The sequence below is a fragment of the Cohnella sp. SGD-V74 genome, from assembly GCF_003001675.1.
GTDB lineage: Bacteria > Bacillota > Bacilli > Paenibacillales > Paenibacillaceae > Cohnella.
In genome coordinates this window covers 47,261-52,610 of the sequence record NZ_PVYW01000035.1, presented here as the reverse complement: position 1 = coordinate 52,610, position 5,350 = coordinate 47,261, and the positions used below count along the sequence as shown (strand labels likewise).

General features: G+C 59.4%; 5 protein-coding genes. 3 read left to right on the top strand and 2 right to left on the bottom strand.

Annotation, left to right across the window (positions count from 1 at the left end; translation table 11 throughout):
* Nucleotides 1-209: 209 nt before the first annotated feature.
* Nucleotides 210-872: an SDR family NAD(P)-dependent oxidoreductase gene (locus B0G52_RS34125; protein WP_094050905.1), complete on the bottom strand. Its 663-nt coding sequence runs from the start codon at nt 870-872 to the stop codon at nt 210-212.
* 330 nt (nt 873-1,202) lie between these two features.
* Nucleotides 1,203-1,583 (bottom strand): winged helix-turn-helix transcriptional regulator, encoded by a 381-nt coding sequence (locus tag B0G52_RS34120; protein ID WP_094050904.1) that lies wholly within the window; start codon nt 1,581-1,583, stop codon nt 1,203-1,205.
* 133 nt (nt 1,584-1,716) lie between these two features.
* Here B0G52_RS34120 and B0G52_RS34115 point away from each other — a divergent pair, with 133 nt between their 5' ends.
* The 3 genes from B0G52_RS34115 to B0G52_RS36415 form a co-directional block, all read left to right on the top strand.
* Nucleotides 1,717-3,141: a DHA2 family efflux MFS transporter permease subunit gene (locus B0G52_RS34115; RefSeq protein WP_094050903.1), complete on the top strand. Its 1,425-nt coding sequence runs from the start codon at nt 1,717-1,719 to the stop codon at nt 3,139-3,141.
* Nucleotides 3,142-3,264: 123 nt separating this feature from the next.
* On the top strand, nt 3,265-4,956 hold the full coding sequence (locus B0G52_RS34110; RefSeq protein WP_233163332.1) for an ABC transporter substrate-binding protein: 1,692 nt from the start codon (nt 3,265-3,267) through the stop codon (nt 4,954-4,956).
* 21 nt (nt 4,957-4,977) lie between these two features.
* The coding region (locus B0G52_RS36415) for an ABC transporter permease (RefSeq protein ID WP_233163330.1) at nt 4,978-5,350 on the top strand (373 nt) is incomplete at its 3' end.

Sequence of the window (5,350 nt, the reverse complement as noted above, 5' to 3'; positions counted from 1 at the left end):
GGATTTTTTATATAATCGCCATGAAAAACACTTATATTATTACATATATAGCTAATTGTAGTTATTTTCGCGTGAAGTTTTATGCAACGCTAGTGCGTACGGCGGGCTTATCTCTCGCGTCCGGGTCCGGTCCAGGTCGATACGCACGCATGGCGGGCTTATCTCTCGCGTCCGGACCCAGTCCAGGCCGATACGCCCGTACCGCGGGCTTATCGGTTTCGTTCCGCGAACACGAACTCGACGGCATCGCGCTCCCGGGCCAAGTCCCAATATTTCTCGGCGATTCGATCCGGATCGTAATACGTGCCGGGAGACACGTAGCCGCCGATGGTGACGGTGCCGACATAGACGTCGTGAGGCTTAAGCTCCTGCGCCAACGAATAGGCCAGCGAACGGACGGCGGCTTTGCCGATCGACAGCGAAGCGTACTCGGGGTTTGGATGAAGCGCGAGGCCGCCGCCCGTAATGAGGATTGTTCCTCTCTTCCGCTCGACGAACTCCGGCACGACCTGCTTCACGCTTGTCAGCGCCCCGACGACGTTCACTTGGAGCTCCTCGACCAGTCGACTCTCCTCCAACGTAGAAATACGGGCTTTCGAAATGACCGCCGCATTGTAGAGGAGCGCCTCCGGACTGCCGTGCTTGTCCCGAATGGTCTTGAACGCTGCTTCGATCGATTCGGGCTTGGCCGCGTCCGCCGCGACGGCGTGCGCCTCGATCCCTCGGCTTTCCAGCTCTTGCGCCAACACGTTCAACGAATCCTGACTGCGGGCGACAAGAACGACGCGGTATCCTTCGGCTCCGAACTTCCGGGCCACAGCCGCGCTCACTCCCGGCCCCGCGCCGACAATGACCAACAACGGTTTGCTCATCTGTATCGCTCCTTCGAATCTTTTTTATACTATACAATTCACATCGGAATTTAACAATATAGTCAAAGATGTGGAGCTGCTCTATCGTTTCGAGCAAATGCGCTGGATTCGCGGATCGCGCGGGACTATTCGGGATTGCACGGGATTCGTTGGAATGCACAGGTTGCACGGATGACGCAGCACTACTCGAAATTGCGCGGGACTATTCGGAATCACTCGGGGTTCGCGGATCGCGCAGAACTGCTCGAGATTGCGCAGGACTATTCGGAATTATGCAAGGTTCGCAGATTGCCCGGACGGATCGTAGAGAGATCCCCAGGCGGGCATGCCTTATATGGACGCTTCCTTCAGCAGCTTCTCGTCCGGCTCCGCGTCGTCCGGCCGTTCCTTCCATGCCAGACCCCAGCGATGCATCTCCTTCAGTACGTTCACGAAGTCTTTTCCTTTGTCCGTTAACGAATATTCCACGGTCACGGGCACCGTAGCGAACACTTCCCTCCGCACCACGCCTTGCTCCTCCAGATTTCTCAGAATAACCGTCAACGACTGGGTGCTCACATTGTTCAGGCTGCGGCGAAGCTGATTAAAGCGCTGCGCGCCGTAGCTCAAGTGGCCGATCACCAGAAACGCCCATTTGAACCCGATGACGTTCAGCACTTCCGCGATCGCGTTATTGCATATCCTGTTCGTCTCTTCCGTCTCCTCGAACATTCGGTTTCCCCTCCCATACCTCTTACAATTTTATAGTTAGTTCATTATACGTGATAATATCACAAAATATTGCCTAATTTCATTATTGAACCAGCCTGATTATACTGTCAATAAGTCGAAGGGAGAGATCGATATGAACGAAACGCCGGCCCAGGGCAACGGGGTAGATCGGCCGCTATCCACCGCCCGAATATTAACGGCATTGTCCGCCATTATCGTCGGGGCTTTCATGGTCATGCTCGACAGCACGGCGATGAACGTCCTGCTTCCGCGTCTGATGGAGGAATTCGCGGTATCCTACACGACCGTTCAATGGGTCGTCACCGGTTACCTGCTCGCGGAAGCCGCCGTTATCCCGCTCGCGGGCTGGCTCTCGGACCGCTATGGCATCAAGAAGGTTTTCCTTGCCGGGCTGGGAGTGTTCACCGTCGGATCGCTCTCGTGCGCGGTCTCGCAGGATCTCGCTGCGCTAATCGCTTCGCGGATCGTTCAGGGAGCCGGGGGAGGCATCATTATCCCGATCCTGTTCGCCTATACCTATCGGCTCAGTCCGCCCGAGCGGGTCGGCAAGATCATGGGGCTGGTCGTGCTTCCGATTATCGCGGCTCCGGCTCTTGGGCCTGTGATGTCCGGCCTCATCGTCGACCACGCGGCATGGAACTGGATTTTCGCCGCGAACGTCCCGATCGGCATCGTCGCCGTCTGGTACGGCGTTCGCAAGCTGCCCGCCGTCGAGAAGCAAGCGGCGTCCGTTCTGGACAAGTGGGGCCTGCTGCTGGGTCCGCTCGCCTTCGCGGCGCTGTGCTTCGCGGTCAGCGAAGCGGAGGAAGGCTGGGGTTCCGCGCGCTCGGCGATCGCCCTTGCCGTCGGAGGAATCGCGCTCGCCGCCTTCATCGCCCGCCAGCTGCGTCACGAGCATCCACTGCTCGAGCTGCGCGTATTCGGGTCGTCCGCGTTCGCGAGGAGCATCGTCGTACTGTGGATCGCCGTCTTCGCGCAATACGGCACGCTGTTCCTGATTCCGCAGATTTTGCTGCATCAGACTTCCTTCAGCGCGTTCGAGACCGGCCTGCTGATGCTTCCTCACGCCGCGCTGGCCGCCGTATCGAACCAGATCGGAGGTCGCTTGTTCGACAAAGTCGGCATCAGGCCGCTGGCCCTCTTAGGGCTGATCCTGCTCGCAGCCGGACAGTATTTGCTGTCACGGATTGACGCCGCCACATCCGCTCTGACGATCGTCGCGTACATCTCCGTCGTCGGAATGAGCGTCGGCTTCTGCATTACGCCGCTGGTCACCCACCTGCTCAAAGTGTCTCCTCAGCATCTCGTGAACCGGGTGTCCTCCTTATCGAGCGCCACGCAGCAGGTCGTCGTCTCCTTCTCGATCTCGGGGCTGGCCGCCCTGCTGACCGGGAGATCCCGGGAGCATTCGGCGGACGCCGCCGCGCGGCACGATGTCTGGGCATCGGCATTCCAGGACGTACTGATCGTCGTCATCCTTCTCACGCTGCTGGGAGCCGCGCTTAGCGCATGGATTCCCAAACCTCGGCCGCAATAGCCGCAACCGTTCCAGGGTACGACCGGACAACCGGAGACCGACCGCGCCCGCCCTCGGGTCGCGTCTTTTTTCTGCATGTATATCCAAGTATTTTCATCAAAATAATATGCGGAGGTTGTTCCCATGTCCATGAAAAACAAGTCGTATCGCACGAAGAAGCTCCCCCTCTTGTTCCTGACGGCCGCCCTGCTGCTGACTGCCTGCTCCAAGGATCGCGAAGGTTCCGCCTCTAGCGGCACTCCAGCTTCCGCTCCTTCATCCGCACCCTCGTCTGAATCTGCATCCGAGACCGTGCCGGAAGCCCCCGTCCCGGGAGGCGCGCTCAGCTATGGGCTCGCCTCTTCTCCGGACTCCCTGGACCCTCACGTCTCCGGCCTGGACGTCGCCTCACGGGTGATGCGCAATCTCTATGACAGCCTCGTCTCGCTGACGCCGGACAATCGAATCGAACCGTGGCTGGCGACCGAATGGTCCCTATCCCCGGACAACAAGAGCTATACGTTCAAGCTTCGGCAGGACGTCAAGTTCCACGACGGCACCCCCTTCGATGCCGAGGCGGTCAAATTCAATTTCGACCGAATCGTCGATCCCGCTACCGAAGCGAGCATCGCCTTGTCCTACTTGAGCTTGTACGAATCGTCCGAGGTGCTCGATCCTTATACGCTGCGAATTCATCTGAAGAGCGTGTCCGCTTCTTTCCTTCGCGATCTCAGCCTGCCGTCCCTCGGAATCGAGTCCCCTGCGGCCATTCGGAAGCACGGCAAGCAGGTCGGCCGGCACCCCGTCGGAACGGGACCTTTCCAATTCGTGAAATGGGACGAAAATTCCGCGATCGAGCTGGAGCGCAACCCGGACTACGCGTGGGCGCCCGGCTTCCATTCCAATCCGGGCCAGCCCTATCTCGAGCGGGTCGTGTTCCGCATTATTCCGGAGGAGGCGACCCGAATCGCGAGCCTGCAGAGCGGGCAAGCGCACGCAATCGAGGGCATTCCGCCCCAGAATGTTGCCGCTTTGAAGAACGACCCCGCCTACACGCTTATAGAACAGGATTCGTTGGGCCTCCCTTTCTCGCTCTTCATCAACGAGAGAACGCCGCCGTTGAATGAATTGAAAGCACGGCAAGCGCTCCAGTTGGCCATCGATTTCGATTCGATCGTGCAGTCGCTGTACCTTGGCACCTATAAGCGGGCATGGTCGCCGCTCACTCCGAGCACCTTCGGCTACGACTCCTCTCTGGAGAACGCGTTCGCCCCTGACCCCGAACAAGCGGCTAAGCTGCTCGACGAGCTGGGCTGGAAGCCCGGAGCGGACGGAATTCGGGAGAAGGACGGCAACAAGCTGACGCTCCGCTACGTCGAGTCGCTCCCTAACCGGGAGAAACGCAACGAGATAGCAGCCATCATTCAACAGCAATTGAAGGCCGTCGGCGTATCGGTGGAGGTGAATCTGACGCAGGACGTCTCGACTGTCGTGCTGATCGACAAAGCTTACGACCTGTTCGGCAGCAGCAACGCCGCGCTCGACCCGAATTCCCTGAAGACGTTCTATCACACGGACGGGCTTACCGGCTGGCCGTCCCTGTCCGGCTTCGACAACCCCGAGCTCGACCGTCTGCTGGAACAAGGGGAAGTGGAGTTGGACGACGCCAAACGGGAGGAAATCTACAAGGAAATTCAGCGCAGAATTATCGATAACGCCGTTGTCCTGCCGCTGTACGTCCATCCGTTCACCGTCGCGTCGTCGACCCAGGTGCGCGGACTGGCGTTTAACGCGCTCGGCTATCCGCTCCTTAACGAGGCCTTCCTTGAGAAGTGACGGCCGAAAGGAGCGATTCCCATGATCAAGCTTGCCGCCGGGAGAATGCTCGCGCTGCTGCCGGTCGTCTTCGGCTCCTCGGTGCTCGTATTCGTCATTCTCTACCTGATTCCCGGCGATTCGGTCATGTCCAGATTGGCTCTGGGAACCGCGAGCCCCGAGAGAATCGCCGAGCTGCGCGGCCAGTTGGGGCTGGATCTTCCTCTATACGAGCAATTCGCCCGTTACTTCGGCCGCCTTCTCCGGGGAGACCTCGGCAGCTCGATGATCACCTCGGAGCCGGTGCTGGACAAGATCGCCGCGCATTTCCCGGCCACGCTGGCTTTGACGGCCGCCAGCTCGGCCGTTGCGGCCACAGTCGGAATCGCGCTGGGCATGTTGTCGGCGATCCGAC

Coding starts and splice junctions, on each gene's coding strand:
- B0G52_RS34120 (WP_094050904.1), bottom strand. CDS start 1,583: ATGTTCGAGGAGACGGAAGAGACGAACAGGATATGCAATAACGCGATC.
- B0G52_RS34110 (WP_233163332.1), top strand. CDS start 3,265: ATGTCCATGAAAAACAAGTCGTATCGCACGAAGAAGCTCCCCCTCTTG.
- B0G52_RS34115 (WP_094050903.1), top strand. CDS start 1,717: ATGAACGAAACGCCGGCCCAGGGCAACGGGGTAGATCGGCCGCTATCC.
- B0G52_RS34125 (WP_094050905.1), bottom strand. CDS start 872: ATGAGCAAACCGTTGTTGGTCATTGTCGGCGCGGGGCCGGGAGTGAGC.